The organism is Gluconacetobacter sp., from assembly GCF_047721585.1.
Lineage (GTDB): Bacteria > Pseudomonadota > Alphaproteobacteria > Acetobacterales > Acetobacteraceae > Gluconacetobacter > Gluconacetobacter dulcium.
Window position 1 is genome coordinate 1 of record NZ_JBDNXE010000213.1, and the last position, 3,806, is coordinate 3,806.

3 protein-coding genes, 1 other RNA gene and 1 pseudogene are annotated in these 3,806 nt (G+C 69.3%); 1 reads left to right on the top strand and 4 read right to left on the bottom strand.

Annotation, left to right across the window (positions count from 1 at the left end; all coding sequences use genetic code 11):
- From ABF821_RS20265 to rnpB, 4 genes and pseudogenes are all read right to left on the bottom strand, one after another.
- Positions 1 to 415, bottom strand: a pseudogene (locus tag ABF821_RS20265) (ABC transporter permease); the annotation flags it as partial.
- Positions 412 to 1,425 (bottom strand): 16S rRNA (cytosine(1402)-N(4))-methyltransferase RsmH, encoded by a 1,014-nt coding sequence (gene rsmH / locus ABF821_RS20270; RefSeq protein ID WP_415531384.1) that lies wholly within the window; start codon positions 1,423 to 1,425, stop codon positions 412 to 414. The pseudogene ABF821_RS20265 and the gene rsmH, both read right to left, overlap by 4 nt.
- Before the next feature lie 5 nt (positions 1,426 to 1,430).
- Positions 1,431 to 1,904 (bottom strand): division/cell wall cluster transcriptional repressor MraZ, encoded by a 474-nt coding sequence (gene mraZ, locus ABF821_RS20275; RefSeq protein WP_182973426.1) that lies wholly within the window; start codon positions 1,902 to 1,904, stop codon positions 1,431 to 1,433.
- Positions 1,905 to 2,256: 352 nt separating this feature from the next.
- Positions 2,257 to 2,669, bottom strand: an RNA gene (gene rnpB, locus ABF821_RS20280) — RNase P RNA component class A.
- Positions 2,670 to 2,757: 88 nt separating this feature from the next.
- Between rnpB and ABF821_RS20285 the strand changes: the two genes are divergently transcribed.
- Positions 2,758 to 3,732 carry an alpha/beta hydrolase gene (locus ABF821_RS20285; RefSeq protein WP_183007909.1) on the top strand — a complete coding sequence of 325 codons (975 nt, stop codon included), beginning with the start codon at positions 2,758 to 2,760 and terminating at the stop codon, positions 3,730 to 3,732.
- Positions 3,733 to 3,806: the final 74 nt, after the last annotated feature.

Below are 3,806 nucleotides of genomic sequence, written 5' to 3' on the forward strand. Positions count from 1 at the left end.
TCGAAGCGGCGACAAGGATGCGGGGCGGCGTGCCCGGAGGCGGCGCGGCGGCCGGCGCCGGCGCATGGGAGGCCAGGCTGGCATCCATATGCGCGCGGGGATCGACCGCCGCCAGCGGACGCGAGCCGGGCGCGGGCAGGCGCTCGGCCAGCGAGGCCATCTGGATGAACTGGGTGGGCGCCATCGGGTGCATGTCGGGCAGGAAGCGCGCCGACAGGCTGCCCAGCCGGTCGGGCTGGTTCAGCAGCGCCCATTCCGCGCGCAGCATCGCCGTCTGCTCGCGGATATGCTGCGTGTCGCCGACGATCTGCGCGATCTGGTGGTCGAGCAGCGTCGTCTGATGCTTCTTGGAATAGAGGAACAATCCGGACAGGCCGGCCATCACGGCGCAGAGAAAGGTAAAGGATCGCATCATGGGCGACGCTCCGTGGGGCTGGTGGCTGGGATGTCCACGAGGGGCAGGCGTTCGATCGCGCGCAGGCGGGCGCTGCGGGCGCGGGAATTGGCGCGGCATTCGGCCTCGCCGGGGCGCAGGGTGCGCCCGGCGAGCAGCCGGAAGGAGGGGGCCTCGTCCCGCGCCTGGATCGAGCGGGGATCGTAGCGCGAAGGGCCGGGCAGGCGGCCCGCCGCGCGGTGCATGGCCTGCTTGACCAGCCGGTCCTCCAGCGAATGGAAGGACACGACGACCAGCCGGCCGCCGGGGGCCAGCAGGTCCAGCGCCTGGTCCAGGCCCGAGCGGATCTGCCCCAGCTCGTCATTGACGTGGATGCGCAGGCCCTGGAACGAGCGGGTGGCGGGGTCGATGCCCGAGCGGTCGCCCGGCACGACCGAGCGGATGATCTCGGCCAGGCGGAACGTCGTCAGGATCGGCGCTTCGGCGCGGGCGGCGACGATGGCGCGGGCGACCCGGCGGGATAGCCGTTCCTCGCCATATTGATAGAGAATATCGGCGAGGTCGGATTCGGCCGTCCGGTTCACGATATCGGCCGCCGTGGGGCCGGTGTCGCCCATGCGCATGTCCAGCGGCCCGTCGTGCCGGAAGGAGAAGCCGCGCGCGCCTTCGTCGATCTGGAAGGACGACACGCCGAGATCGAGCACCACGCCGTCCAGCGCCGGGGCGTCGCGCTCTTCCAGCAGGGCGCGCATGTCGCCGAATCCGCCCTCGACCATGTGCAGGCGGCTGGTGCCCTCGGCGGCGCGCAGTTCGGCCTGCAAGGCTTCGCCGCGCCGGATGGCGGCGGGGTCGCGGTCGATGGCCCACAGGGTGCAGCGGGCGGCGGCCAGGATGGCGCGGGCATAGCCGCCGCCGCCGAACGTGCCGTCGAGATAGGTCGCGCCGTCCCTGGGGGCCAGCATCTGCAACACTTCCGCCAGCATGACGGGGACGTGGCCCGGAGGGGGCGTGGTGGTGAAGGGCGTTGTCATGGCGTTCATGCGTCGGCGTCCGGGCGCGGGGTGGGGCGGGCGCCGGAGAGTGCGCGCGAACGGGTGCGGGCTTCCGCGCGGCGGCGTTCGGCGGCGGCGGGTTCCCAGATCTGGAAAATCTTTCCCACGCCCATGAAGGCCACCGCTTCGGTCAGGCCGGCATGCTCCTTCAGCGGCTCGGGCAGGATGATCCGGCCTTCGCGGTCGGCATCCATCGGGTAGGCGTCGGCATAGAGGGCGGCGGCCAGGTCGTCATGGTCGTCGGAGAAGATGTCCATGCGGTCCAGGGGTTGGCTGAGCGCGGCGAAGGCGGCGGGCGGCCAGGCTTCGATGCAGGGATGCAGGTGCGAGGGGCGCAGGATCACCAGCGATTCTCCGGCGGCGGCCTGGCTGCGCAGCGCGGTGCGAAAAGCGGCCGGAATCGAGACGCGGCCCTTGGCGTCCAGGCGATTCTGATGGGTGCCGAGGAATACACTCACGCTCTGCGATGCTCCCTCGGCTGGAATGGTTGGTGGACGCAGGCGCGCCGGCGCCGGATGGGTGCCGTGCTGGGTTTGCATGGGATATCATGGGATTTTATGGGACGTCAAATTAAACGCGCGGAAATTCTGGCGGAAAACCGCTGTTTTTTGAGAATTGTTCCAGTCGAGACATTGCCGGGCGCCAGTCTTCGCCCACGTTTCGGAGAGCAATGTCAATCAATGATGAATGTTTATGTTCTGTTCTAGTTTTGGTGAGATCAAAACGAGAACATGTATTGTTCGCAGGACTGCCGGCCGCGTGATGCGGACTCCGGCATGCGATGCGATGCGATGGAGACGTGGGGGAAACGAGGCCAGACGGTCTGTAAGCCGGGTTCTGTCCACCTTCCGAAGAAGGATGAGCGACCATTCCTCTGGGACGCGCCTCGCGGCACGCCTCACGCGACCAACCCGAACGACGGGGCGGAGGAGCCCCCGACGGTGCCGCGAGCGACCCGTCTGCCGTTCCTATTCGGTCTTGCTCCCGGTGGGGTTTGCCCTGCCGCCCGCGTTGCCGCGGGCGCGGTGCGCTCTTACCGCACCGTTTCACCCTTACCCGCACCATCTCCGGCGAACCGGAATGCCGTGTGGGCGGTCTGTTTTCTGTGGCACTTTCCCTGGGGTCGCCCCCGCCGGCCGTTAGCCGGCACCGTTCCTCCGTGGAGCCCGGACTTTCCTCCATCGCATGGAAACCCATGCAACAGCGGTCGCCCGACCGTCTGGCTGGCGGAAACTGACCGCGACGACGGGTTGCGTCAAGGGCGAATGCGCCGCATCAGACATAAGAGGGTCTGGTGGCGGAGGAACGCGCATGAATCGCTCGGGGACGGGGCGGGAGCAGCCCGGCGTGATGGCGCGCCTGCTGATGCGGCATCTGGGTGGCCGTGGCCGGTCCCGGCGGCAGGCGGGCCGGCCGCGTACGCTCGATACGCTGCGCCGGGTGCTGGACAAGCCCTGTTTTCCGCAGGCGCTTTCCAGCCTGCCGCTGCGGCAGGTGTTGGCCCTGCGGGTGCCGGGGGCGACGGAATTGCGGCCGGCCCGGCTGTATGTGCCCCGTGGGCGGGTGCGGGGGGCGGTGCTGTTCATGCATGGCGGCGGCTTCGTGCATTGCGGGCTGAATTCCCATCATGGGATCTGCTGCCGACTGGCGCGGGAATCGGGGGCGGTGGTGCTGTCCTACGACTACCGTCTGGCGCCCGAGCATCGGTTTCCCGCCGCGATCGAGGATTGTCTGGCGGCGCTGGACTGGCTGGCGGACGAGGCCTGGCGCTGGGGTGGCAAGGTGGCGGTGGCCGGGGACAGTGCCGGCGGCAATCTGGCGGCGGTGCTGGCGTTGCTGGCGCGCGACCGGGGCGGGCCGGACCTGGCGATGCAACTGCTGTATTACCCGTCGCTCTACGGGGCGCGGGATGTGCCGTCGCGCGAGCGGTATGCCGAGGGCTACATGCTCACGGCCCGGCTGATGGAATGGTATGGCGAGCAATATGCCCGCACGCCGGAGGACCTGACCCATCCGCTGCTGGCGCCGATCTTCGCCGATTCGCTGGCCGGGCTGCCGCCGGCGGTGATCGTGCCCGCGCAGTTCGATCCGCTGTGCGACGAGGCCACGGGTTATGCCGAGGCGCTGCGGGCGGCGGGCGGGCAGGCGGAGGTTCGCTGCTTTCCCGGCACCATCCACGGCTACCTGAACATGTATTCGTTCATGCCGTGGGGGAAGGCGGCGATCCGCTTTGGTGGGCGGCGCCTGCGCGCGGCCTTCGCCGGGGCGGTCAGATCTGCTGGATAGTCGAGAAGTCGAAATCCTTTCCCGGCGGGTTCTCGCCGATGCGGATCGTGGTGGGGGTGGGCATCGCGTACGGG

What these genes read in the sequence shown, in the direction of transcription:
- rsmH (WP_415531384.1), bottom strand. Translation starts at nt 1,425, where the DNA reads ATGACAACGCCCTTCACCACCACGCCCCCTCCGGGCCACGTCCCCGTC.
- ABF821_RS20285 (WP_183007909.1), top strand. Translation starts at nt 2,758, where the DNA reads ATGAATCGCTCGGGGACGGGGCGGGAGCAGCCCGGCGTGATGGCGCGC.